Source organism: Shimazuella sp. NTD250 (assembly GCF_059510375.1).
Genome location: NZ_JCAJZS010000001.1, coordinates 496,469 through 520,099, shown reverse-complemented (window position 1 = coordinate 520,099; position 23,631 = coordinate 496,469). Strand labels below are relative to the sequence as shown.

At 39.6% G+C, this 23,631-nt stretch carries 30 protein-coding genes and 1 pseudogene; 19 read left to right on the top strand and 12 right to left on the bottom strand.

The annotated features are described in order from the left end of the window. Positions 1-350 precede the first annotated feature (350 nt). The 4 genes and pseudogenes from AC5WOF_RS02760 to AC5WOF_RS02745 form a co-directional block, all read right to left on the bottom strand. On the bottom strand, positions 351-707 hold the full coding sequence (locus AC5WOF_RS02760; protein WP_496048422.1) for a hypothetical protein: 357 nt from the start codon (positions 705-707) through the stop codon (positions 351-353). 145 nt (positions 708-852) lie between these two features. Further along, positions 853-2,235, bottom strand: a complete 1,383-nt coding sequence (locus AC5WOF_RS02755; RefSeq protein WP_496048421.1) for a helix-turn-helix domain-containing protein — start codon at positions 2,233-2,235, stop codon at positions 853-855. Between the two features lie 42 nt (positions 2,236-2,277). Next, a pseudogene (locus AC5WOF_RS02750) lies at positions 2,278-2,406 on the bottom strand (hypothetical protein); the annotation flags it as partial. A gap of 125 nt (positions 2,407-2,531) precedes the next feature. Further along, positions 2,532-2,996 (bottom strand): hypothetical protein, encoded by a 465-nt coding sequence (locus AC5WOF_RS02745; protein WP_496048420.1) that lies wholly within the window; start codon positions 2,994-2,996, stop codon positions 2,532-2,534. Between the two features lie 269 nt (positions 2,997-3,265). Between AC5WOF_RS02745 and AC5WOF_RS02740 the strand changes: the two genes are divergently transcribed. The 4 genes from AC5WOF_RS02740 to AC5WOF_RS02725 all read left to right on the top strand — a co-directional run bounded on the left by AC5WOF_RS02740 (position 3,266) and on the right by AC5WOF_RS02725 (position 4,709). Further along, positions 3,266-3,460 (top strand): hypothetical protein, encoded by a 195-nt coding sequence (locus AC5WOF_RS02740; RefSeq protein ID WP_496048419.1) that lies wholly within the window; start codon positions 3,266-3,268, stop codon positions 3,458-3,460. Then, complete coding sequence (locus AC5WOF_RS02735; protein ID WP_496048418.1) at positions 3,438-3,812, top strand: hypothetical protein; 375 nt, start codon at positions 3,438-3,440, stop codon at positions 3,810-3,812. The genes AC5WOF_RS02740 and AC5WOF_RS02735 overlap by 23 nt, the downstream gene beginning before the upstream one ends. Further along, positions 3,809-3,973, top strand: a complete 165-nt coding sequence (locus tag AC5WOF_RS02730; RefSeq protein WP_496048417.1) for a hypothetical protein — start codon at positions 3,809-3,811, stop codon at positions 3,971-3,973. Before AC5WOF_RS02735 ends, AC5WOF_RS02730 begins: the two co-directional genes overlap by 4 nt. 169 nt (positions 3,974-4,142) lie before the next feature. After that, on the top strand, positions 4,143-4,709 hold the full coding sequence (locus tag AC5WOF_RS02725) for a hypothetical protein (RefSeq protein ID WP_496048416.1): 567 nt from the start codon (positions 4,143-4,145) through the stop codon (positions 4,707-4,709). Between the two features lie 299 nt (positions 4,710-5,008). Here AC5WOF_RS02725 and AC5WOF_RS02720 read toward each other — a convergent pair whose 3' ends face one another. Next, the gene (locus tag AC5WOF_RS02720; protein WP_496048415.1) at positions 5,009-8,608 is read right to left on the bottom strand and encodes a dynamin family protein; all 3,600 of its coding nucleotides are present in this window, start codon (positions 8,606-8,608) and stop codon (positions 5,009-5,011) included. Positions 8,609-8,734: 126 nt separating this feature from the next. Here AC5WOF_RS02720 and AC5WOF_RS02715 point away from each other — a divergent pair, with 126 nt between their 5' ends. The 4 genes from AC5WOF_RS02715 to AC5WOF_RS02700 all read left to right on the top strand — a co-directional run bounded on the left by AC5WOF_RS02715 (position 8,735) and on the right by AC5WOF_RS02700 (position 10,679). After that, entirely contained in the window at positions 8,735-9,145 is a 411-nt protein-coding gene (locus tag AC5WOF_RS02715) for a CoA-binding protein (RefSeq protein ID WP_496048414.1), read from the top strand. 240 nt (positions 9,146-9,385) lie between these two features. Further along, the gene (locus tag AC5WOF_RS02710) at positions 9,386-9,760 is read left to right on the top strand and encodes a DUF309 domain-containing protein (RefSeq protein WP_496048413.1); all 375 of its coding nucleotides are present in this window, start codon (positions 9,386-9,388) and stop codon (positions 9,758-9,760) included. A gap of 101 nt (positions 9,761-9,861) precedes the next feature. Then, entirely contained in the window at positions 9,862-10,428 is a 567-nt protein-coding gene (locus AC5WOF_RS02705; protein WP_496048412.1) for a hypothetical protein, read from the top strand. A gap of 26 nt (positions 10,429-10,454) precedes the next feature. After that, the gene (locus tag AC5WOF_RS02700; protein ID WP_496048411.1) at positions 10,455-10,679 is read left to right on the top strand and encodes a hypothetical protein; all 225 of its coding nucleotides are present in this window, start codon (positions 10,455-10,457) and stop codon (positions 10,677-10,679) included. Between the two features lie 215 nt (positions 10,680-10,894). Here AC5WOF_RS02700 and AC5WOF_RS02695 read toward each other — a convergent pair whose 3' ends face one another. The 4 genes from AC5WOF_RS02695 to AC5WOF_RS02680 all read right to left on the bottom strand — a co-directional run bounded on the left by AC5WOF_RS02695 (position 10,895) and on the right by AC5WOF_RS02680 (position 11,534). Beyond that, a complete protein-coding gene (locus tag AC5WOF_RS02695; RefSeq protein WP_496048410.1) occupies positions 10,895-11,023 on the bottom strand; it encodes a YjcZ family sporulation protein in 129 nt (42 codons plus the stop codon). Positions 11,024-11,056: 33 nt separating this feature from the next. Next, entirely contained in the window at positions 11,057-11,188 is a 132-nt protein-coding gene (locus AC5WOF_RS02690; protein WP_496048409.1) for a YjcZ family sporulation protein, read from the bottom strand. 34 nt (positions 11,189-11,222) lie between these two features. Next, positions 11,223-11,342, bottom strand: coding sequence for a YjcZ family sporulation protein (locus AC5WOF_RS02685; protein ID WP_496048408.1), 120 nt, complete (start codon positions 11,340-11,342; stop codon positions 11,223-11,225). Positions 11,343-11,411: 69 nt separating this feature from the next. After that, on the bottom strand, positions 11,412-11,534 hold the full coding sequence (locus AC5WOF_RS02680; RefSeq protein WP_496048407.1) for a hypothetical protein: 123 nt from the start codon (positions 11,532-11,534) through the stop codon (positions 11,412-11,414). 333 nt (positions 11,535-11,867) lie between these two features. Between AC5WOF_RS02680 and AC5WOF_RS02675 the strand changes: the two genes are divergently transcribed. Beyond that, entirely contained in the window at positions 11,868-12,152 is a 285-nt protein-coding gene (locus tag AC5WOF_RS02675) for a bacteriocin (RefSeq protein WP_496048406.1), read from the top strand. 437 nt (positions 12,153-12,589) lie between these two features. Here the strand turns inward: AC5WOF_RS02675 and AC5WOF_RS02670 are convergent, their stop codons facing one another. Continuing rightward, complete coding sequence (locus AC5WOF_RS02670) at positions 12,590-13,669, bottom strand: isocitrate/isopropylmalate family dehydrogenase (RefSeq protein ID WP_496048405.1); 1,080 nt, start codon at positions 13,667-13,669, stop codon at positions 12,590-12,592. Positions 13,670-13,788: 119 nt separating this feature from the next. On the opposite strand from AC5WOF_RS02670, the gene AC5WOF_RS02665 reads away from it, so the two are divergent. The 5 genes from AC5WOF_RS02665 to AC5WOF_RS02645 all read left to right on the top strand — a co-directional run bounded on the left by AC5WOF_RS02665 (position 13,789) and on the right by AC5WOF_RS02645 (position 16,506). After that, positions 13,789-14,202: a DUF948 domain-containing protein gene (locus AC5WOF_RS02665; protein WP_496048404.1), complete on the top strand. Its 414-nt coding sequence runs from the start codon at positions 13,789-13,791 to the stop codon at positions 14,200-14,202. Beyond that, positions 14,189-14,530: a YtxH domain-containing protein gene (locus AC5WOF_RS02660; protein ID WP_496048403.1), complete on the top strand. Its 342-nt coding sequence runs from the start codon at positions 14,189-14,191 to the stop codon at positions 14,528-14,530. Before AC5WOF_RS02665 ends, AC5WOF_RS02660 begins: the two co-directional genes overlap by 14 nt. Positions 14,531-14,643: 113 nt before the next feature. Further along, the gene (locus tag AC5WOF_RS02655; protein WP_496048402.1) at positions 14,644-15,735 is read left to right on the top strand and encodes a bifunctional 3-deoxy-7-phosphoheptulonate synthase/chorismate mutase; all 1,092 of its coding nucleotides are present in this window, start codon (positions 14,644-14,646) and stop codon (positions 15,733-15,735) included. A 194-nt stretch (positions 15,736-15,929) separates the two neighbouring features. Then, entirely contained in the window at positions 15,930-16,238 is a 309-nt protein-coding gene (locus tag AC5WOF_RS02650; protein ID WP_496048401.1) for a type II toxin-antitoxin system RelE/ParE family toxin, read from the top strand. Then, complete coding sequence (locus AC5WOF_RS02645) at positions 16,225-16,506, top strand: helix-turn-helix domain-containing protein (protein WP_496048400.1); 282 nt, start codon at positions 16,225-16,227, stop codon at positions 16,504-16,506. Before AC5WOF_RS02650 ends, AC5WOF_RS02645 begins: the two co-directional genes overlap by 14 nt. 72 nt (positions 16,507-16,578) lie before the next feature. Here the strand turns inward: AC5WOF_RS02645 and AC5WOF_RS02640 are convergent, their stop codons facing one another. After that, complete coding sequence (locus AC5WOF_RS02640; protein ID WP_496048399.1) at positions 16,579-16,761, bottom strand: AbrB/MazE/SpoVT family DNA-binding domain-containing protein; 183 nt, start codon at positions 16,759-16,761, stop codon at positions 16,579-16,581. Positions 16,762-16,994: 233 nt separating this feature from the next. Between AC5WOF_RS02640 and AC5WOF_RS02635 the strand changes: the two genes are divergently transcribed. From AC5WOF_RS02635 to acsA, 5 genes are all read left to right on the top strand, one after another. Continuing rightward, entirely contained in the window at positions 16,995-18,929 is a 1,935-nt protein-coding gene (locus AC5WOF_RS02635; RefSeq protein WP_496048398.1) for a hypothetical protein, read from the top strand. Positions 18,930-19,048: 119 nt separating this feature from the next. Continuing rightward, the gene (gene ccpA / locus AC5WOF_RS02630; protein ID WP_496048397.1) at positions 19,049-20,089 is read left to right on the top strand and encodes a catabolite control protein A; all 1,041 of its coding nucleotides are present in this window, start codon (positions 19,049-19,051) and stop codon (positions 20,087-20,089) included. Next, on the top strand, positions 20,086-20,802 hold the full coding sequence (locus tag AC5WOF_RS02625; protein WP_496048396.1) for a 5'-methylthioadenosine/adenosylhomocysteine nucleosidase: 717 nt from the start codon (positions 20,086-20,088) through the stop codon (positions 20,800-20,802). Before ccpA ends, AC5WOF_RS02625 begins: the two co-directional genes overlap by 4 nt. 85 nt (positions 20,803-20,887) lie before the next feature. Beyond that, positions 20,888-21,046, top strand: a complete 159-nt coding sequence (locus AC5WOF_RS02620) for a DUF1540 domain-containing protein (RefSeq protein WP_496048395.1) — start codon at positions 20,888-20,890, stop codon at positions 21,044-21,046. A gap of 162 nt (positions 21,047-21,208) precedes the next feature. Beyond that, positions 21,209-22,900, top strand: a complete 1,692-nt coding sequence (gene acsA, locus AC5WOF_RS02615) for an acetate--CoA ligase (protein ID WP_496048816.1) — start codon at positions 21,209-21,211, stop codon at positions 22,898-22,900. 85 nt (positions 22,901-22,985) lie between these two features. On the opposite strand, the gene AC5WOF_RS02610 is transcribed toward acsA, so the two are convergent. Beyond that, positions 22,986-23,570, bottom strand: a complete 585-nt coding sequence (locus tag AC5WOF_RS02610) for a hypothetical protein (RefSeq protein ID WP_496048394.1) — start codon at positions 23,568-23,570, stop codon at positions 22,986-22,988. Positions 23,571-23,631: the final 61 nt, after the last annotated feature.

Below are 23,631 nucleotides of genomic sequence, written 5' to 3'. Positions count from 1 at the left end.
GCTATTGCTTGTTTCCGCGTTTCATCTAAAAGTATATAATTTATAGCAAGAATGAAGGACGACCTAAGGGGAGTTATGGCAAAGAAGCTGTTCAAGAGGGCTTCGCTCGTTCTTGGAATTCTCGTGGGTGCCTTGACTTTGGGTGGTATCTCCTTGATGCTATTCGAAATGATTCGTTCTGCGATCGAATACGATTCTGCCGAAACGACGGAGGATCGAATCAACAGTATCGAACGAGCACAATGGGGATACCTAATGTTCATTGCTGGACTGGTTCTTCTCCTGATCATGCTGATCATTCAGGGCATTCGATACAGTTTCAAGCGACCTGAGCAGCACGTATCCGATGTTCAGTCTTCGGGGACTTCCAGCTGTAAGACCGAAAGTCCTCGAACCCGACGGAACGAAAGTTTCCAAATCCGAGGCATCAAGGGACAGGGAACCGAAAGTCCCCGCACCCGACGACTCCAGAGGCAGCGGGTTGAAGCCCAGGTTCGACGCCGGAAGCCGTGAATAATCGCTTCTAGTGACATACTCTGAAGTCGTCCTGGCCCCTCGCATCCATCCAAACAGGGTAGATGCGAAGGAGCCATGGATTCTGTTTGGATGGATGATTTCGAGAGCTTATTTTGTAAAGTTATGTAATCCTTCTTGCTCTCGATAAGGGAAATCAAATAGTTGCCGTCTACGATTGACCGATCTAACATACCTAATTAGGGCTTCTTCCTGTTTGTATGTAGACCAATACCAGTTGGCTGCTTCTACCATAATATATATAGAAATGGAAAACGGACGAAAACTCGTCCGCACTGTGGGGGTATTGGGATGTTTTATTCTTCAGGCCAACCACCATCAAGTTTCATCTTTGACGTCCTCCAGTTTTTTGTTTGCGCGTATCCGATAGGATTGTTCCAAACAAAGAAGAAAATTTTCTCTATCTCCATGTTGCTCATAACTATTACTTAGATTATCTAACAAATCGAGTTGGTGTTCATATAATTCATGTTCTGTTGCTAGATGGAATCCTGTTTTAAATTGTTCAATAGCATCATCAAAACAATTCTTAGAAAGGTAACAATGACCAAGTATTTTTAGTGAATTAATTTGTCCTAGAATATCCTTGTGTCTTCTACTAATAGATAATGCTGTTTTGATATGCTCATTAGCAAGAAATAGGTCATTTTGTTGTAATAATAGCTCTCCTAAGTGAGAGTGTACTTTAGATAATAAGACTTCTTGTTTTATCTTATGTTGGATATGTAAAGCTTGTAAAAAACAATTTTTAGCTGATAACAGATCATTTTTATTTACATAGATAGTACCGAGTGTTGTCCAAAGTATCAATAATGCATCATATTCATGATTTAACCAAGCTATTTTTTCTCCTTTTTGTGCATATTTTAATGCTTTATCAGTAAATCCCATTCGGTTTAGTAAAGTTGCGTAGGTGTCGTAGTGTTGTATAATAACTGACAGTCTTACGTTTTCTAGGAGTTTTCCTTCTTTTTCGATCTTGGAAATCTTCTCTTGAGTTTTTTCCAATGCTTCATTTATTTTTTCTAAGTTATGTGTATTTTCTAGGAAAAGTTCTTTGTTATATAAAAGAAAGTAATATACATAGACTCGTTTTCCTTCTGAAATAAATGATGCTAATCCTTTTTCCGTAACTTCAAGGGCTTGATTAAGATTATTTTGATAGAAATAAATACTACTCAAACTATTATAACAAGCAGCCAGTAGATTGGAGTTTCTCAGTTCTTCGTTTAGGTCAAATTGCTGTTCAATCAATTTGGCTGCTTCTTCAAGGAACTTTTCAGCTTGTTGCCACTTTCTTTTCTCAAAATAACATCTTCCCCACAGATAGTTAGCAAAAGGTAATAGTGTTTTGCTATTTTCAAAGGTATACGTTTCATTTAACCTTGTTAGTTGATTTAGTGCCTCATCTGGGTTTGCTTTGGTTATTTTCTCAATCTTCTCCAGTTCCCTTTTTACTTCCTGTTCCTTCTGTTCCGCTTCCGAAAGAAGTCCATATATATCCTCTGCAACACCCAACACCTCCGCACAGGCAGCAATGCTCTCTTCTTTTACCGTATGATTTCCTAATTCCAAATTGCTCACTGTGGAGATGGAAACTCCTGCTTTCATCGCAACATCTTCTTGGCGAAGGCCTAATTCTTTTCTACGCAAACGAAAGATTTCTCCCATTTTTTCTTTACTTACACTTCGGTTGGTCATTATTCTCCTGCCTTTCCAATAATGAAAATAGTTAAGGTTACATTAAATAGAAAGTAAGGATATTCCTTCTTTTTGGAAAAGAATAGGTGAATGTCTATGAAAAGTATGATCGGAACCAAGGGAGATCCACTTGTTTTCACCTTGCGATATGACCACAAACTCTACTTCTCCAGAAGAGAAATTGTTTTTTAATTATTACAAGGGATAGTTATTAGATTTTTCTGTATTTTCAACTCCATAATAATATAAACGTAAATGTTAAACAGCGATAAAAAATACACCTCGAAGGAGGTGGTTTAGAGGACAATAGCTGGTTCGATTGTTTTTACTTCGTTTTTATACTCAACTTCTACCTCAGCAAGTGGAGCCGGCACATTTTCCCATAACCATGAAGCGATTTCCTCTGTATCATCAATGTTTCCAGCGAATCTATACCCATGATATCGAAAGGCAGCACGTTTATCCTTAAGCTCTGGGTTATCATATACATCAGCAAAAAACTTAGCAGCAATAGGGGGGTATCCTAAAAACTTACCAGTGACCAAAATATTTTCCCTAAAATCTACATCTTTCATCTCGATTATGTACTGGGTTCGCATCTCTTCTGTTTGGAAGAAAATTGTTGAACCGCCAAATTCATGATCATCAAAATAATAGGCGTAGCCTTGATTCTTCAGTTTATTTACGATATGCATCTCATACATGTGTGTAACTAGGTAGGCTGGTTTGATTCCGCGTAGAAATGATTCAAGCGTTTCCAAGCTTTTCACCAACTTTCTAGGAGTGATCTTTAAGAAAAAAATTTCCTTCATTTTTCTTTACTTGCTTTTATATTCATTTATCATTTTCCTCCAAGTGCCCTTATTTTAACGATGACATTTTACATTCTTAAAATAAGATGGACTCCTAGAATAAACCTGCCTATGTCACAAAAGAATGTAAGAAAGAGCAAGAAAACAATTAAAATTGACAATATTTTCTAAATATTTTAAAATTATTACAAAAGTTGACAATGAGAGGAGATGGATGAATGAATTTGGTCGTTCAAATATCAGGTGATAAGGAGTCAGTTGGAGCGTTTCTTTCCTTTTTGAAAACCGATGAGAAATACTTTTTTTATACGAGTGCTAATTATTTATTTTCACCAGCAAGGAATGCAGTGGAGTTGACCTATCAACGTTCTTTTTGCAAGGAGGAAAAGGATGGAGAAAGGGAGACCTTTTGATACCTGTAAAAAGATCGCGGGGTTTTTTGTTTATGCTTGTGAAGGAGAGCCGTATTTCTCGTTGATCGAAGCTTTTCGCGATGCGCGATCGAGAAAAGAATGGATCGATGCGATTTGTAAGCTGATTCATTGTGGTTTATCCCAGACGGAAAATGCCCATCCTTTAGAGATCACCCAACAAGAATGGCATAGTGTCTGCGAGTTTATCCAGCATGCAAATATAGAAGAGGTTCGTCAGTTACATATGGAGACAGTGCAATATATTGCAACATTGGAGTTAAAGAAAATCCATGAGTTGGAACAGTACATAACGAGTGTATTATTACAATTGGAAAGGGAGGAAGAGGGATGAAGGAAGTATCCTATATTCATTTGGAAACGACAGATGGACAGAAGATCACATTGGATTTGGTTGATGTACGACAGGAGAGGTTGGAGGAGAATCTTGTACAGATAGTTGGGAAGAACTACGATATATTTGCAGTGCCTGTGAGGGAAGAGGAAGAAGTGTAAAATAGCAGGTTAAAACAATGCGACAAGAGAACCATCCCCTTGTGTCGCGGATTTTTTCTTGAATAAGTTCAGTTTGCTGCTTATTTTCTGATAAACTATATAAAATGGGAAGTACGTTCTATAGTTGTACTTCTCCACAACAGTGTAAACACACAGAAAGGCTTGCTGTATGCGACACCTGCACATCCCGCGCTCAAACTTCAGCCGTATCCCCGATTTTGATGACAGTCCCACTGCCGAGTTCATGGGATGGGACGTCGTCGAGATCGATGGCTCGAACTACGCGTCTGTCTACGCTCGTGAGAGGGTGGTGATCAAGAACGAAAACCTTTCACGCGCCGCCATGTCGCAGGAAGTGTCTGTCGGCCTCAACGCCCCTGGTGGTGTGGTGATCGGAACGAAGAAGATCATCTACGCTGGGATGGCGCTCACGTACGAAGACATCTGCTACGAGATGGCTGTGCGTGAAACTTGGTCTCATGAGTTCGTCGGCAGGAGCATCGATGGTGTGGAGGAGCTCGTGAAGATCACTCTGACGAGGATCTCCCCCGCAGAGTGGCGACTCGAAGATCCGTGGTTTGTCAACAAGGTGGAGCTCAATACCAACGGAGAGGGACTTAAGCTCACCAACCCCTCCGGCGAGCAAGGCACGACCAAGACGGAAATCCACGGTGGCGACCACATCGACTTCAGGGGTATCCAAGTCCGAGGTTCTTTCGTCGGTGTCGTGAAATAACTAAATAGTCAGCACTGTTGTGGGGACTCGTCTCGCGGACTAGCGGGATGAGTCCCCCCGCGATTTAGTGAGATTGAAATTCTTTTACTATGACTTTTTTCTTAGAAAATAATGTTGTCTTGTTAATAATGAACAACAAAAAGAAAAAAATCCTAGCCATTTGTAAGCTAGGATTCTCTTATTTTTAACTCGAGAACCATTCATATTGCGATTCTCAAGGCTATTTTCAATGATCCACACAAGAGTTGTCTCAATCGTATTTTGAGTTCACTATTATTTTAATGTTGAACCATTTCCCCTTATTTTCCCTCTAACCCAGTGAGTAACTGACTTAACTTAGTCTTCGCTTCTATCAGCGGTTTCTCTTCCATTTGCCCCTGTATACTCGCTTCAAGGCGCGCAAAGTGATCGGTGACTTGCTCGATCCATCGCTTGGATATTTGTTTGATATTTTGCTGCCATGTAGAAGTATAGGTAGCAGCGAATTCGTCAGTCATTTCGGCAATATGAGTGTTTAGTACTTCCTCTACCTGTAATTTCAACTGTTCTTTCATCTTATCGCGGCCATTTTGTTCAAAGAAGGACTGGCCGTTTTTATAGAGTTGGATTGCTTTATGAAAGTTTGGATCGGTTTCTTCCCAAACAGGCTGTGTCCATGTTAATTCTGGTTTTATGATGTCTTCTAGTTCTATTAAGGATAAACCAGAGAGCAATCGATAATGGTGATTATTTTGTTCTTTGGTAAAGGTTTCAAGGGTTGTCTGTATCCACTTTTCTAATCGTAATGAAGTAGCTCGATATTCTTGTATCAAATCATTGCCAATAAAGGCAAGTAGTTCTTTTGCAGCGGTAGTTAATTGCTTTCTGCCTGCTCTACCAGACTCCCGGATGGCAGATGGATTGATGTAGAATGCAAATTCATCATAGTATCGCAAACGGAGTCGTTCTCCTACATAGTAAAGCAATGTTTTGATTTCTTGAGCGAGATTACGTTCTTCCGTTGTGCTGATTAGGCTGGAAAATTGTTGGACCAATGTGTTTTTAGCCTGTTCCCATTGTTGCTGTTGTGCTGCTTTCTCCGATTCGCTGGCAGAAATGGCTGTAAGCATTTCTGTGATCCAAATGCCTGCTTGCTCGACATCAGAGATCATGCGGCCTATTGTCGCAGCACGAGAGTCTTCTTGGATAAAGCTGAGAAATGCTTGTTCAAATCGAGAAAATGCAGGATTGAGCTCGCGATTTTCTTGTTTGTCCGACAGGGAGGCCAAACTGGAAACAGGGAACATTCTTGGATGGCGAATGCCATATTGATTCAGCTGGGAAGCGACATAGTCGACTACTTTCTCCAATTCCGTCTGGGAAGCTGCCAAATCCGCTGCATTGACAATAAAGTACATCTTATCGAGAGAAAAGGAATCTTGTACCCTGCCAAGCTGAATCAGAAGTTCTCGATCAGCTCTGGAAAATGCATGGTTGTAATAGGTTACAAACAATAGAGCATCCGCTTGTTTCATATAGCGAAAAGCAACATCTGTATGCCGTGCATGCAGAGAATCCGCTCCAGGTGTGTCTACTAATGTGATGCCTAGTTTCGCTAAGATAGAATCATAGTACAACGCTACTTCTTCTACAAAAGCAGATTTTGCTTCATCCGCCATATAGGAGATGGCATCTGTTTGAGACATCGCAGTCGTTTGACCTAACACCTGTTTTACATCCGCAAATCCATTTTGAATCGCACGCAAAAAAGGGATGGCCATTTTTTGGCGTGTCGTTTCTAGCTTACGGCTAAGAAGCTTTGGTATTTCTTCCACAAGACCTGTGAAATCAGATGCAGAAGATTTTTGCTGAAACAGTTCAAAAAGATGATGCAGCTCTTGGAACAAGGTTGCACTCGATTTAAAAGTTACGGTTCCTGTACCATGTACATGCTCCGAAGTTGGAGGACATATACGGCAGACGGTAGCTGTTGTTGGATTTGGAGATACAGGTAACAAGGCGTCCCCTAATAAAGCATTAGCAAAAGAAGATTTCCCTGCGCTAAAAGCACCAAACAAGGCAACCGTAAATTGTTGTTGTTCCATCTGGATGCGTTTTGCTCGCAATCGCTCAAAAAAGGGCTGCAATTCGGGCAATGATTTCAATACTTTCTCCGCTTGCAGCAATAAGTTTTGTTGTTGTGCTGTGTTCGTTTCCGAAGTTGGGGCCATTGGTATCACTTCTGATGGAGAAGTTGTTTTTTCTTCTGTGATCAGAGTGGTAGATTGTACGATTTGTTCCTGTTGCAGCCATTTTTCGATCAATTCTGTTGGCGCTTGTTCTCGTCCATCTTTTATGATCGCAAGCAAAGCCTGCTGTTCCGTTTGGATATTTGCATGTGTCTGTATATCTTGTTGGATTTGTTTGAGGTCTTTCTGGGTTACTTGTAAGTCCATCTGCCCTTGTCGGATGTGCTGTTGAAGGCTGGTTTCCAGCTCGGGTAGATGATTGGTCAAATATTGGCGGACGTGTGCCCGATATAAGGATTTGATCTGTTCCGTTAAATCGGTTGTATATGTTAGAACATAATTTCCACTTAGTCCTGCACCTTGTTTGATCGTACTACGCAATAATTCAACGGTAATATGAGGAACAGCTTGATGCAGTTCATCGGCCAAAGATGGCTGGAAAATCATAAATTTTCTGGCATGTTGACTTATCAAATCGGTGATATGTCCGGTCAACTGGGTAGATACGGTTTCTGTCAGTGATTGGAGAAATTGTTGTTCCCGCTGATTTCGTTCTTGCTCCGTCTTGCTTTTCGCAAACAAAAGACCCATTTTAAAATTGGGCTGCATCGCTTCTAGATAGGAATTGGCCAGTTCTCGCAAATTAGCTGGCATTAAGTAAGCATTTTGCAACAGATGATCGAGGTCTTTCATCAATTGATTGGAAATTTGTTGTTTTTCGTATTTCCATTGTTCCAATTGTTGTAAGTCGTTTTGTTCTTTTTTATTCCATTCTTCACGCTTTAGCTGAAGTGTTTCCAAAGCCGGAAGCAGAGCCGTCTTTTTATGGATATATTGGTCAATGAGATAGCTGATTTCACGCTCCACATTTTTCTCCATCAGCTCATTTTTTTGCTCATAAAGCTGATGAAGGAGTGCTTTCACTTGTGTTAGTTGGTTATGAGGATGATCAGGCTGTTTCAAACTTGTAAAATAAATGCCAGCGACAGCAATGTTCCAAGCTGCAAAGGAGGCTGCAACTCCCCTTTGAAAATCAGCAAACGAGAGCTCTTTGACTCGATGCTTATCGATTTGATTGATGATCAAATAAACTTGCTTTCCTCGATCTGTGAGGTCTTTTACAAATTGCAAGTTCCCTTCTGCTTGGACATGGTTGTAATCCATCATATAAAAAATAACATCTGATACATGAAGGTTTGCTTCTGTCGCAATACGGTGAGCCTCATCGGTTGAGTCGACTCCTGGGGTATCGACGATTGCGACATGAGGTGGTAACGGTACGTCCAATCGCTCGATTACTACTTCTGTAGCTTTTTCTCCATCTTGACAAAGCGCCTGAAATGCTTCATCTGTATAGGCACCTATCACTTCTTGTGTTGTTCCGTTAAAGTAGCGCATTTGAATTTTATTTGGGCCGTGTTTTACTTTTACGACATTTGCACTCGTTGGAATAGGGCTTGTTGGCAAGAGAGACATCCCAAATAAATGATTCATCAAGGAAGATTTCCCTGCTGAAAAGTGACCACAAAAAGCGATAGCAAGTTCCCCGCGATCGAGCTTCTGCATAAAATCTATACATTTATGTTGGATCTCCTGATTGTTTTCGGCTGGTACAGCTCGCATGAGCAAAGCTAATCTGTTTATCCAGAGACTTGTAGGTGTCTGTAACATGTCATATCCCTTCTATTATTCGGAAGTAATCTTTTGCTATCGTACCACAAAATAATTGTTTATTTATAGCATAGAAATTAGGAAATGATAAGATAAAAGAGCATGAAAAAAGAAAGGTGAGAAAACATGAATCCAACAGATCAAGAGCGAGCAAAATTACTCAAAGAAGCAAAAAATATTGCCGTTGTAGGACTTTCCAGTAATCCTGAGCGAACGAGTTACATGATAGCAGAAGCATTGCAACAAGCTGGATATCGGATATATCCGGTAAATCCGATGTTGAAGGAGCCGGTTCTTGGAGAGAAACCTTATGCAAGTTTATTGGAAATAGAAGATTCTATCGACATTGTCGATGTATTTCGCCGTAGTGAAACCGTTTATCCAATTGCAGAAGAAGCTGTTAAAATTAAAGCAAAAGCATTGTGGATGCAGCTTGGGGTAGAAAATGAAGAGGCTGCTAAACTCGCTAGAGAAAATGGATTAATCGTTGTTATGAATCGTTGTATCAAAGTAGATCATGCTTTGTTGATTCGCTAGTAGAGAAAGTTTAATCCAAAAGAATGTATATTTTTGCTAAAAATTTGATAAATAACGGTCACAATATCGACAAAAATATGTCATTGTGATACAATGTGCTCTGTAGGTAGGGCTGACCTCCTTGCTTACATCTTTAAGCTGCTTTTTTAGCAGTTGTTAAGCTACCACGCTTCTATTTTCTTTTTTTGACCCTCTTTCATGTGACCAGAAAATCTGGTCTTTTTCTTTTGGAGGAAATATATGAACAGTTACCATCCCTTATATATTCAATTTTTTCAGCACTATCACCAAGGTGAGTACTGGGAAGCACATGAAGTTTTAGAAGAGCTCTGGCAGCAAGATCGAACCAATGATTTCTATCATGGCTTGATTCAGATTGCCGCTGTTATGCATCAGCTAAACCGCGGGAAAGTCCGTGGAGCGAGAAAATTATCAGAGACAGCTATCCGCTATCTTACCCCTTATCAACCTGAGCATGAAGGGGTATCGGTATCGAGTATTTTGCAATGGCTGCAACTTTGTTTGCAGAAGCTGCCAGAAGGAGTAACGATTTTAGAACAAGCAAAACTAGAAAAATTGGGCATTCCCATCTGTGAATTGCCAGAAATAAAATAAAAGTTGTAAAAACCCATGTTGCTTTAGCCCGACATGGGCATTTTTTATGAAAAAAAACATAATCAATTTAATAGGAATAGAAAGTTGCTTATAGGAGGAGGATGAATGACGTGAAAGGCAGACGTTGGACCTCAGAAGAAGATCAATTGTTAAGTGAGATGGTACTCCATACGATTAGTAAAGGAGGAACACAGTTAACAGCATTTTCCGATGTAGGGAAAAAGATAGGACGTACAGCAGGTGCATGCGGATTTCGCTGGAATGCAGTACTTAGAAGCCAGAATCCAACCTCATACAGTGAGGCAAAGAAAAAGAGAGTCTACACTCAGTTAGAGAAAAAACGCAAGTCGAAAATAGAAACATTTTCAGAGGCGATAGACCTTTTAAAACAAACAGAACAAACATGGGTGAAGCAGCAAAGAGAGATATCTCGTTTAACTCAGTCTATTTCTCAAATTAAGGATAAAGTAAATACATTAAAACAGGAAAATCAAAATTTTAAGCAGGAAAATAATTCAGTCGAATGGGTGCAGCAAGAGGTAAAAATTCGATATGAAGAACTCGTTTCCTTGATTGAACAGCTCAAAAAGGAGACAGGTGTAACTAAGAGTGAATCATTTATACCCAAGAGTATCGTTGGGAAAACAAATTCAGCTCCTCCAACATAATATAGAGAAGCAGGTGTAGAAAAGAGGTGGGAGCTATTTCGAAGAAAGAAGAGCAACTACAAAAACGCCTATTGGAGATTGAAGAGAAGTTAGCTTATTATGAACAAAAGTTCGACAACTATAAAGATGAACAAAACAAATTAAAAAACGAGATGCGCTTTTTTGAATCGATGCTGCTTGAGGAATATCATTTGTTGCTGCAACTTTTAGAAAAGGATAAAACAGGAATACGTTTGCATCACTTGCCATAACAGAAAGACTCCTTGAGCGATCAAGGGGTTTCTTTTGTATGTGATATAGAAAACAGCCTAGAGATAATTCCCTAGGCTGTGTCTCCTTATTAGAAGCAACCAGCAAATACAAAAATGGTAGCGATAACAAGTAAGAAGATTAACAAACGGTGCCAACCGAAGAAAGCTCCACCAAATCCACCCATTTTATTCACCTCCTTACTGGATTTCAGGAATTAACAACATCCTCCACTGAATCCAAAGCCACCAGCAAAGACAAAGATGGTAGCGATAACTAGTAAGAAAATTAACAGACGGTGCCAACCGAAGAAGCCTCCGCCAAATCCTCCGCCAAATCCGCTCATTTTGACACCTCCTTATTTACTAGACTGCGTTGATTAGCAGCAACCGCCGCCGCCAAATCCAAAGCCACCAGCAAAGACAAAGATGGTAGCGATAACAAGTAAGAAAATTAGCAAACGGTGCCAACCGAAGAAACCTCCACCAAATCCTCCGCCAAATCCGCTCATTCTGACACCTCCTTATTCACTAAATTGAAAATGATTAGCAGCAACCGCCGCCGCCAAATCCAAAGCCACCAGCAAAGACAAAGATAGTAGCGATGACAAGTAAGAAGATTAGCAAACGGTGCCAACCGAAGAAGCCTCCTGCAAAACCGCCCATTTTGACACCTCCTTTCTCAAGAAATAGGTTCAATTAGGTAAGAATTAACGAAATCTATCTGGTGTTATCCTAACAGCATCTTCCGCCGAAACCGAAACCACCAGCAAAGACAAAGATAGTTGCAATTACTAGGATAAAGATAAGAAGGCGATGCCATCCAAATCCGAATCCTCCACCGCCAAAACCGCTCATAGTGGAAACCTCCCTGGTCATGCTTACAATTTATGCACCGAATTGAATCGGAGCTGATTTACCTTATGCGGATATTTCTCGCTTTGTACAGGTGTTTGCCCTGTATTAGAAATTTAGGTTTCTGACTAAGGCGTTTATTTGGCAGAAGAGTAGATTATAGAGACACCAGAAAAGAAAAGAGTGTTGGTATTGTTTATTTGTCTCAGTTTATTCTGCTTTTTAGAGAAAGGATTAAACAAAAACCTAGATGGAAGCGATTTTAGGCTAAAAAATCGTACCCACTTTTTACAAGTAGGCATAGGATAGCCAAGGAGAATAGATGGAGGTGCAGGAATGAGTAATGAGCCAAGTTTAGGACAATTGACAAATATGATTAATGCAGTTATGGGACAAAAAGTGTTGAGTGAAGAACAATTGAGTCAGATCATGGGTGGAGCAAAAAGAGCTTTTGATCGTGGAGGTATGCCGCTTGTTATCGAATATTTAATGAAGGTCACACAAGCAGATGTAGACAAAGAAGAAGTGACACAATTTGCAGAAACGATAAAAGCAAATCCACAGCTTGGCAAAGATATATTAGAAGGTAAAAAAAGCTTAAAATACGGAAAGAAAAAGTAAAAAATGGATGAAAAAAACAGCTTTGGCATCAGAAAGCTGTTTTTTTCTGTATATTCATATTTAGCAGCTTCACACTGCTAAGCCGTTGGATTTTTGGGACGATAGCCTTATGGCTATTTCATTACCAAGCAAACTCTGTGTGCCCCACGGTTTTCGTCTGCTGCGATATACATATATCACCATGCGAATTGATTGTAAACTTGCTTTTTTCAAAGGTTGGACTGGTGAAGGAAAAATCCTTCTCCTCGTCCAAGGCTCGCTTTTATCCCACAATTTAAACCGTGGGTTTTCTCGCTCGTAATGTTGTGAAATTTTGAGATTCCAAGTGAATCACCATTGTTATTCCTTTTTTGACAAATGAATCAATATTTTGTATATTATTTTTAATATAGCAATAATAGAAGAAAGCGACGGAAGATGACCCCCGTCGCTTTTGTTTAAAATCCTTGCAAAGTATTCCACACTTCCAACTTGGTTTGTATCTTAGCGATGATCTCATTTGTAAACTCAGTAGTAGTAGCACTCCCAGACAAATCAGCAGTTCGAATGCCTTCATGTACAGTTTCAATGGTAGCTTCATAAATTGCCCGAGATGCAGCAGTTGCTTTTCGATCGTTCATGTAGGTGAGAAGGGATGCACCTGCCAGTATCATCGCCATGGGATTTGCGATATTTTTCCCAAATAAGGAAGGTGCTGTTCCATGGGGAGCCTCAGCCATGATGGTCTGTGGTTCAAATTGATCATTAAAGCTAAGGAGGATAGATTCTGCACCTGCAATAGAACCAAATAACTGCAAGACCATGTCACTTAAGCAATCGCCATCACGGTTTAAAGCAGGAATAACTAATGGATCACCTGCATGATTGAGTAGTAATGCATAGGTAGCATCAATTAGTTGAGGTTCATAGCGTACTTCTGGGTAACGAAGGCTTGCAGCATCCATCTCTTCTTTTAGCATTCCTTCGTAAATAGGACTGACGGTATACTTAGGCCCGCCAAATACTTTGGCTTTCATCTTTTTGGCATGACGAAAAGCGTATTCAGCTACTGCACGGCATGTTTTGCGGTCGATTGTTTCTGTGCGGTATGCTACTTCGTCCATGCCATCGCCTTCCCGCCATTCTTTGGCACCATAAGCATCACCTACAGCCATTCGAATGACGGAAATAGGAGCATATGTACCGCCAATTGGTCTGACACCAGGAATTCGACGACCAGTGCGGATAATAACTTTGCCATCGATTTCTTTGCGCAAAATGGCATTTGGACTACCGATATCTCCTTTTTCTTCTGGAGTGATAGTAGCAGCTTTTAGTCCAAAACCTGCTCGTTTCATTGCCTTTGCTGCATCATGTACCACTTGGTTTTTGGTAGCACGTCTATTTTCTAAACTGAGATCGTAGGTTTCAAATTGAAGATCAAATTGAATTACACTTGGATCTAAGACGCGAAGAGCTTCATCTAGGAGTTCTTGACCAGTTTGGTCGCCTTTCATAACAACGATCGTACGTTCCATTTATATTGTCACCTCATGTTAATATATTGTGCTCCTTTTCTATTATAGATGTGGGACACTGAAAAAGAAAAGTAATCCAAATTTATGCAGTTTTGCAAATGATAAAAGGGGAGTAGAGCGTGATTATCGAAGTAAGTGTAGGAGTAATAGCGGTTGCTGTTGTACTACTGGTTATTTATCTCATTGTGACCTTAAGACAGCTTAAGAAAACACTAGCTGTGGTCAATCAGACTGTAAGCATCTTGGAAAAAGATACCCATGAGCTGCTCACGAATACAAACGGGCTCGTATCTGAAACGAAAGCCGTTGTAGCTAATGTCAAAGATAAAACAGAAAATACGAAAACATTGTTTAAAGCGATTGATCAAATAGGCCAGCAAATGAATGAAGTCTCTACCTTTGTCTCAAAAGCAGCTGCTGAAAACAAGGAAAAGCTCGGTGGTATTCTTGCGATTGTTGGTGCTGCTATGAATCTAGTTCAAGAGTGGCGTCAAAATAATGAAAAAAGGAGAATGAAAGATGTCCAAAACTGAAACTCAAATGAACCTAAAAGACTTTATGATCGGTGCAGCATTTGGAGTAGCTCTAGGTGCAACATTGGCATATTTAACAGCTCCTAAAGCGGGAAAAGAAGTCAGAGATGATATCAATAAAAAATTCAATTATGTTCGAGATAAAGGTCAAAAAATTGTGTTGGATGTAAAAACACAGAGTACAGATATGATTGGGAAAATGGCAGAAGTAAAAGATAAAGTTCAAAACAAATTGACCTCCATAAAAGAAAATGTTGGAGAAGGTGTAACAGAGTTTACGATAAATGATGAAGCAGATGAAGAAAAAGATATATATACAGCAAAATAGAAATAAAAGGCAACTATTTTAGTTGCCTTTTTTTACGGATGGTAGATGACATATAGACATATTTCAGTTAAAATGAATGAATATTTTAGTAGAGTTGAGGGGAGCGAGTAAGTTTGAGTGATGCAAATGTGAAACAATTGCGTGATGAGCTAGATTCTATCAATCTGGAATTACTTACATTATTGAGTAAAAGAGCGAGTATTGTTCAAGAAATCGCTGATATAAAAACAAAGCAGGGTGTAACCAAGTTTGATCCTGAGCGCGAGAAACAAATGCTCGATCGCTTAGTTGAACATAATGAAGGTCCATTTGATAATGAGGCAGTTCGTCACCTTTTTAAACAAATTTTTAAAGCTTCTTTGCAATTGCAAAAAGATGATTCTAAAAAACATCTTTTAGTAAGCCGAAAAAAACAAGCTGAGGATACAGTTGTTACCCTTGGTACAACTCAAGTGGGTAATGGGAAACCAACCATTGTTGCAGGTCCTTGTTCCGTTGAGTCAGAAGAACAAGTCCGTGAAGTAGCCAAAGCATTGAAGAAAAATGGGGTAACTTTAATGCGGGGTGGAGCGTTTAAACCTCGTACATCTCCATACGATTTCCAAGGGCTCGGTGTGAAAGGTCTTGAGATTTTGCGCCGTGTTGCAGACGAATTTGGCCTGCAAGTAATCAGTGAAATTGTAAACCCAAGCGATATTGAACTCGCTACAAAATATGTGGATGTCATTCAGATTGGTGCCCGTAACATGCAAAACTTCGAGCTGCTAAAAGCAGCTGGAGACGTTAAAACCCCTGTGCTGTTGAAACGTGGCTTATCTGCTACGATGGAAGAATTTTTGCATGCAGCAGAATACATTGTTCATCGTGGAAACAAAAATGTAATTCTCTGTGAGCGCGGTATCCGTACGTATGAAAAATGGACGCGTAACACATTGGATATTTCCGCAGTACCACTGTTGAAAAACGAATCCCACCTTCCAGTAGTTGTCGATGTTACACACTCTGCTGGACGTCGCGATATTTTAGTACCACTTGCAAAAGCAGCTTTAGCTGCTGGTGCAGATGCAGTTATGGTAGAAGTACATCCAAATCCTGCTGTAGCTTTATCCGATGCACAACAACAGATCGATATCCCTACTTTTGATCAATTTATGACCGATTTGCATGCTTCGAAATTGCTTCCAGCTTTGGTAGAATCGAAGTAAGTTTAACTGAGATATAGAATAAGAACCCCCAAACCATTTGACGTGGTCTGGGGGTTTTTATTGTATTTCCAAGGAATATTACTCAGCACAATTAACAATTAGTGGCATATATATCATATATGCTATAATTATAACATGAATCGGGAGATTATTTTTTATAGCAGAAAAAATGGAGAAGTACCAGTTGAGCATACTTGTTATCAGTAGACAAAAAAATGCGAGCCAAGATTTCTCGTTCCATCGCTTTGATCAGTGAAATGGGACCAAATATTGGTTTGCCGCATACCAAATATTTACGAAAAGGAGTTAGTGAACTACGTATCGTGCAAGGTAATAATATTAGTAGGGTATTTTATTTTCACTGGTATATGAATAAACTAGTACTATTAAGCGCATTTACAAAGAAAACAAATAAGACACCTCCATCTGAGTTAGAACGAGCATTACAATACAAGGAAGATTTTTTTAGACAGCAAGAGGAGGGGAAGTATGAGAAAATTTAATGATTTTTTGGAAGAGCAACTGCAAGATCCAGAATTTCGTCAAGTTTGGGAAGAAACGAAGGTAGAATATGAAGTTGCTAGGCAGCTTATTCTATTGCGTAAGCAAAAAGGTCTTACTCAAGGTCAATTGGCGGAGAGATTAAATACTAAACAGAGTGTTATCTCCCGTATCGAAAATGGAGATCAGAATATTACGTTGGAAAATCTAATGAATATTGTAAAAGCGCTTGGGGGTCATTTACACATCAGTATATCTGGACTTGACTAGACGTACTTCCTTGGAAGTACGTTTTTTTGTTTAATTGGTGTGATTTTTCGAACAGGGCATGTAAAGGAATGTTCACCAAATTTCCTTTCCCATAGGTATACCCCAATCAAATTTATTTATATTTTCCTTCGTAACTTTAGACATAAGATCTTCAAATGTATATGTTCTTTTCTTTGATTTAGGCACAGCTTTTTCAATTTTGACTTCCCCTTTTTCTGTGTTGTCTTTATATTTTTTTGACTTTTCTTGTCCCATATTTATCACCTCCATATAGGTATATCAAGAAGTGAGTATCAAATACAATTTTTATTTTTTAGATAAATAGATTTAAATACTTTCCTTTGTACACGGTTATGCTTAACATAGATGGGTACTATTTTAGTACTTTACTTGTTACTTTTGTTTGTATTCTTTGGTTTCGCATAGTAGCCTCATTTTGGTATGATAAACCTACTACTACAGGAAAGTTGGATGGGAGAAGATTGTTCGTGAGTGCGAGAGAATACCTGGAAAAAGCGAATCGCTATCAGGTAAAACCGGAGGAATTATTTCAATATTTTGCGCAGTATGTTTTACAAATAACCGTTTTATATCAGAAATCATCAATGGGGAAAAAACCTCTTTTAGCTAGAAGTAATCGACCTGGTTCCAAATATATCATCGCTTTTACGGATCAAGAAGCCGCGAAAATAGTACGGGTCAGGCAGCCGGAATTTTTAGAGATGACCGAAGAACCTTCTTTACAATTTATGCTCAAAGCTTATCGCTCCAATGCAGAAGGACTGATGTTTAATCCTGGATTGGATTCACGATTTTTTGTTGTACGACATCAGCTTTTAGACTGGATTCGCTGCTATTGTATCAATAAGTTTTCCAAGCAATCCACAGCTTGGGTGATTAAGAACGGTTCGTCTGTATTGAAAGGTTCTTATCAACCAGGTTTTTCGACAATTGTGGTGTATACAGGAGAAGAAGAAGCTAGTAAAAGTGCGGAGAAGAGCGGCGGCCAAGCAACACCAGTGAGTTGGGAAGATATTTTCCGTTATTTGGAACGATTGGGTTCCAAAACGTTATATGTAAACTATGGATTGCCAGAAGCTTTTTTACTTAATCCCGAACAAGTAAATCAAATTCGGGATGGTTCCAAAACGGGATATGTGGAGCAAACCACCAATTCATACTCCTTTATTCCTGAGGTTTCGGATGCTGCTTTATCTCCTACTGCACTAAAAGAGGAAATAGCAGTAACTATCCCTGTGGAAATTCCAGTTGAAGAAGAAAAATCGGCATCAACAGAAGAAATTGGTGATTGGGAATCAGCTTTTCTAGAAGAAGAGTCCCTTACCTCTAACAAGGATAGAAAGCTTTCCGATACATATGTACTGACTGCACCTGTAGAAAAAGCAAAAGTAGAAGAGAGAGAAAGTCTTACGACTACTCCTTCCATTGGACAAGAAGAAGCTCAAAACGAAGTGGAAGCAAAGCCATTCGTAACCAAAATAAAAGAAGAAATAATAGAACCAACACCTGCCGTACCAGAGGTAAAGCCAGAAGTCATAGAACCGCTTGCGGAAGTTGTGAAACAAGCAGAAATCCAAAATACTGTACCACCTGTTGAACAAAAACATGCTTCTCTAGAGGAAAACCAAAAACCTATCCAAAAAATAGAGAATGCGGTTCCATCTACCGAGCAAAAAACATCTTCTGATTCACAAAAAACGTATTCTGCTTTTGACAATCCGTGGGATGACGATGATGATGGTTTTTCAGAAGCCGTTCCGCAAACGAGTTTCTTTTTCCAATCCAATAACAATGAACAGGGAGAACAAAATGTTACTCCGCCAATCCAAGAATCAAAACCAGAAGCCGTGGTGGAGAAACCGGTTCAAGAGACAGAACCAGAACCTGCCCCTCAGCAAAATCAGACTCCTGTTGAAAAACAACAGGTTATCGAGGAGCATGTAGAACCTGATCCAAATCCGCTTGCTCATCAACCGATTTCTAATAATCCTGATATTCCAGAAGATGTACAGTATGGCTTGCGGGTATTAGAAACAGCAACCAATGAAGGACAAGGGATGGCAAATGGTTGGGAAGTGTGTCGAGCACTTGCTGATTTGAGGAGAATATGGGTAATTGTAGATATGGAAGGGAAAATGGTGATTTTAGCAAGTCAAAATGAAAATCAAATTGCTGATTTCTTCACTTCCGAAGAGTATGCCCAAACATTGATTGATGAAGCACACGGGCGTAACAAAAGCCTCCCTCAGATGGTACCGAGATTAATATCAACTAAAAAATTATTTCGTGCCTTAGCACCTACTGGATGTGTGATTTGGATCAATCGAGGGTCTCCCAATGCATGGACAAGTATCATGGGAGATACTCTCCCGTATGTCCTGCAACTAATGGCTCAAAAATAAAAAGGAAGACCGACACTTTTTTGTAAATATCTTTTTCAAAAACGGAAGTGTCAGGTCTTTTTTTTGCTTAATTTGTTATACTAACTATGATACTTCTATTTAGTAGAGAGGCAGAGATTATGGATAAAAAGAAAGAGACTATTACAATTTACGATGTAGCACGTGTAGCAGGAGTTTCAATGGCTACCGTTTCTCGAGTAGTCAATGGGAATTCCAATGTAAAGCCAGCGACCCGCAAAAAAGTTTTAAGTGTGATCGAGCAATTAGGTTATCGGCCAAATGCTGTAGCTCGTGGTCTGGCAAGTAAAAAGACAAAAACTGTCGGTGTCGTCATCCCAGATATATCCAATGCTTTTTATTCAGAAGTGACACGTGGTATCGAAGATATTGCAACCATGTATCGTTATAACATTATTTTGTGCAACTCTGACCTCCAACAAGAAAGAGAAACGCAGTTAATTGAAACTTTATTAGAAAAACAAGTAGATGGACTCCTTTTTCTCGGTGGAAATGTAAGAGAAGAGCACCGTCGTATTTATGATCATACGAATGTCCCTGTTGTATTGGTTGCAACAAAAGTTGAAGATAACTCTTTACCTGCTGTTGGGATTGATCAGCAGCAAGCAGCCTATGATGCAACCGTTCACTTTATTGAAAAAGGCCATAAAAAGATAGCTTTGATCGGTGGGCCATTAACAGATATGGTAAAAGGATATCCACGTTATTTAGGATATCGACAAGCGTTAGAAGATCATCAAATAGATTTCGATGAGCGTTTGATTCGGATTGGGGATTACCGATATGACTCTGGTTTCCAAGCGATGACGACATTACTTGGTTTGAGTGAATTGCCACAAGCGGCGGTTGTTTTGAGTGATGAAATGGCAGTTGGTGCCATTCATGCTATTTTAGACAGTGGCAAAAAAGTACCAGATGATATGGAAGTAATTGGATATAATAATATTCCGGTTGCTTCACAAGTACGTCCTTTATTAAGTACAGTAGATGTCCCAATGTATGATCTGGGAGCAGTGGCAATGCGTTTATTGACCAAATATATGCATGGAGAAGAAGTAGAGACAGGGCAAGTAACTCTTTCACATTCGATCAAACTGCGAAATTCTACGCAGCCACTGGTAGAAGTTGAGGGCGAAGTATGATTGGAATTATAGGTGCGATGGATGTAGAAATTGAACAATTGTTATTGAATATGGAGCGGACAAAATCAGAAGAACGGTTTGGAAATAACTTTATTACAGGTACATTAGCAGATGTCCCTGTTGTTATTACCAAATCTGGAGTAGGAAAAGTAAATGCTTCGATTTCTGCTCTCAGCTTGATCCGAGATTATAACGTATCTGCTATCTTATTCATTGGTGTGGCGGGAGCTCTGCATCCAGAGCTGAACATCGGTGATATGATCGTTTCAACGAGTTGCCAAGAACACGATATTGATGCGAGTACTTTAGGATTCCCACGTGGTACCATACCATATCAATCCGTTTCTGAGTATCAGGCAGATCCAGATCTTGTTCAGACAGCTTTAAAAGCTGCTACAAAGCTAGAATCATTGGATTCGATAAATGTAAGATCAGGTAAGGTGCTTTCTGGAGACCAATTCATTTCAGACCGTTTCATTGTGAAATTTCTCCATCAAGAACTAGGTGGGGATTGTGTCGAGATGGAAGGAGCAGCAGTCGCTCATGTGTGTTATCAGACAAGTACTCCTTTTGTGGTGATTCGCTCTATGTCTGATCGAGCGGATCATGAAGCTCCAGTTGATTTTGTCAAATTTACGGAGTTGGCAGCAATTCGTTCATGTAATTTGGTAATATCTATGTTACATCTTTTGCAGGAAAACGGGGCAGTTTAACAACTACGAGCACAGCTCGTTTTCCATAGAGTGCATCAACAAGGTTTCAAAATCTACTCGGCAAGTAAGTGAGGAGGTGTTGTTGATGCCAAAAGATGTGATGTGTGAGGTTGACAGTTGTACCTACTGGGGGCAAGGGAACTCATGTCAAGCAGATCAGATCTACGTTGTTAACCAGCGTGAAGAAGAAGCTGAAACAAGTGAAGAGACTGATTGTCATACCTTTCAGCCCAAGCATCACTAAGATACCTTAGTTTGTATACACACGGGCTAAGTTATTTAGTAGATACTTCTACAAAAGAAAAAACCAGCTTCTCATTCTTACATCTGGATAGAAGCTGGTTTTTCCTATATCATGGATGTAAGGAGGCGATTTTTTTTGGAACATCTTGCATCTATTAAACCTATGACAACAGGAAATAATCTACTGGATTATGATAAAGAAAAAGAACTATTTCAGTGGTTTGATGTAGAAAAAGTATTTAGTTGGCATCAAACAGGTAAAGTGAATGTCGCCTATGAGTGTGTGGATCGACACGTAGCAGAAGGCAGAGGGAGTAAAGTCGCCCTTTCTTATAGTGACCCAGTACGTCAAGAAAATATTACGTATGAAGAATTAAGAAAAAATTCTAATCGATTTGCTAATTTTTTAAAACGCTTACATATTCAACAAGAAGATCGTGTATTTATCTTTTTGCCACGAACTCCAGAGTTTTATGCCAGTTTTTTTGGAGTTTTAAAAGTGGGTGCGATTGTTGGTCCGTTATTTGAAGCATTTATGACTGCTGCTGTGCAGGATCGTTTGGATAATAGTGAAGCAGTAGCACTTGTTACAACACCAGAACTATTAAAGCGTGTTCCTGTTGCGGAACTCCCTCACCTAAAGAAAATTATTTTGGTAGGCGGGGAAGATAATGAATCGTTAGGTCACCACTCTTATGAAAAAGGTGTGGCAGGTCAATCTTCGGATTTTTCGATAGAATGGGTAGATTTGGAACACCCGATGATTATTCATTATACTTCTGGCTCCACGGGAAAACCAAAAGGAGTTTTGCATGTTCATCATGCGATGATTCAACACTATCAAACAGGAAAATATGTACTTGATCTTAGAGAAGATGATATTTACTGGTGTACTGCTGATCCTGGTTGGGTTACAGGTACCTCCTATGGGATTTTTGCGCCATGGCTTCATGGGGTCACCAATGTTATCCGTGGAGGACGTTTTAGTCCAGACGATTGGTATCAAACTTTAGAATCTAATCAGGTAACTGTTTGGTATAGTGCTCCTACAGCTTTTCGCATGTTGATGGCTGCGGGAGATGAAGTGGTAGAAAAATACGATCTAAGTAAAGTTCGACATATTATGAGTGTAGGAGAACCACTGAATCCAGAAGTAATTCGTTGGGGATTAAAAGTGTATAATAGACGGATTCACGATACTTGGTGGATGACAGAAACAGGTGGAATAGTAATTGCCAATTATCCACAAATGGAAATCCGACCAGGTTCGATGGGACGCCCAATTCCTGGTGTTCATGCTGCGATCATTGATGATAATGGAAATGAATTGCCGCCAAATACAATGGGCCACTTGGCAGTAAAAACTCCTTGGCCGTCTATGATGCGAACCATTTGGAATAATCTGGAAAAGTATAAAGAATATTTTCGGATTCCCGGATGGTATTATTCAGGGGATACCGCTTACCAAGATGAAGATGGATACTTTTGGTTCCAAGGACGAGATGATGATGTTATCAATACATCGGGGGAGCGAGTTGGACCATTTGAAGTAGAAAGCAAATTGGTAGAGCACCCAGCAGTTGCAGAAGCAGGTGTGATTGGTAAGCCAGATGAATTACGTGGTCAGATCATCAAAGCTTTTATCGCTCTTCGTGATGGCTATATTCCATCAGAAGAGTTAAAACAAGAAATTGCTGCTTTCGTTAAAAGTGGTCTGGCGGCACATGCTGCACCTCGTGAGATTGAATTTAAAGATAAATTACCTAAAACGCGTAGTGGGAAAATTATGCGGCGGGTGTTGAAAGCATGGGAACTTGGACTTCCAACAGGTGATTTATCTACACTAGAAGATTAGTAAAAAGCCATTCATCTTTTGATGAATGGCTTTAGAAATATTTTGAAGATAGATTTTTATAGTAATTTTTGATTCTATTCTATTATTACTCTTCGATTTTATCATCGTCATCATCGTCATCATCGTGATGATGCTTGTGATGTTTGTGATGTTTATGATGATGGTGTTTATGGTGATGATGTTTATGGTGATGTTTGTGGTGGTGATCATCGCTGTCATCATCGTCGTCATCGTCATCGTCATCATCGTCATCGTCATCACAGTCGTCGCCAGAAACACGATTGTCATCATCATCGTCATCATCATCATCATCATCATCATCATCATCATCATCATCATCATCGTCATCGTCATCGTCGTCATCATCGTCATCGTCATCATCGTCATCGTCATCATCATCGTCGTCATCATCATCAGATGCAATAGTGAGTAGCTTTTCTTCCTGTTCTTCCTCTAAAGCGGATATTTTGATTTCTTTTTCCGTATCCTCATCCTTATAACTTATGGTTAGCGGAAGTTGACTGGTTTTTATTATTCCTGCACCATACAGATCGATGGTAATCTCTCCTTTATTTTCGGTTTCTGCTTTATTTTCGAGAACTCGATTCTCTTTTCTCACTGGTCTTTTATAAGATTTTTTATTCTTATGAATTCTTTTTCTCCAAGTCATTCAAACTACACCTACCTTATATAAAATAACTGATTTATTAGTTATCATATGAAATTGTTGA